Source organism: Lacrimispora sp. 38-1 (genome assembly GCF_049890855.1).
Classification (GTDB): Bacteria; Bacillota; Clostridia; order Lachnospirales; family Lachnospiraceae; genus Lacrimispora.
On record NZ_JBANEW010000038.1, the window covers coordinates 1 to 352 of the forward strand.

Genomic DNA, 352 nt, shown 5'->3' on the forward strand with positions numbered 1-352 from the left:
AGCTGGTGCTGGGCGAAATAGCCAATGGCCAGATGCTCACCGCAGGCCCGCTCGCCCGCCAGCAGGGTCGACTGGCCGCGCAGGGCGTCCATCAACGTGGACTTACCGGCCCCGTTCGGCCCCAGCAGACCGATTCGGCTGCCCGGCAATAGGGTCAGGTTGATGGCATCAAGCACCGTAGTCTCGCCATAGCCCGCGCGACCGTCTCGGATTGACAGCAACGGGTTGGAGACTTTTTCAGCCATCGGGAACTCGAAGCCAAATGGCGAGTCAATATGCGCCGGCGCGATGCGCTCCATACGTTCGAGCGCCTTGACCCGGCTTTGGGCCTGACGCGCTTTGGTGGCCTTGG

General features: G+C 63.9%; 1 protein-coding gene. It reads right to left on the minus strand.

The window, feature by feature from the left end:
* Positions 1-352 (minus strand): ATP-binding cassette domain-containing protein (locus V7D18_RS08190; RefSeq protein WP_426153222.1); only part of this gene is annotated, 352 nt, incomplete at both ends.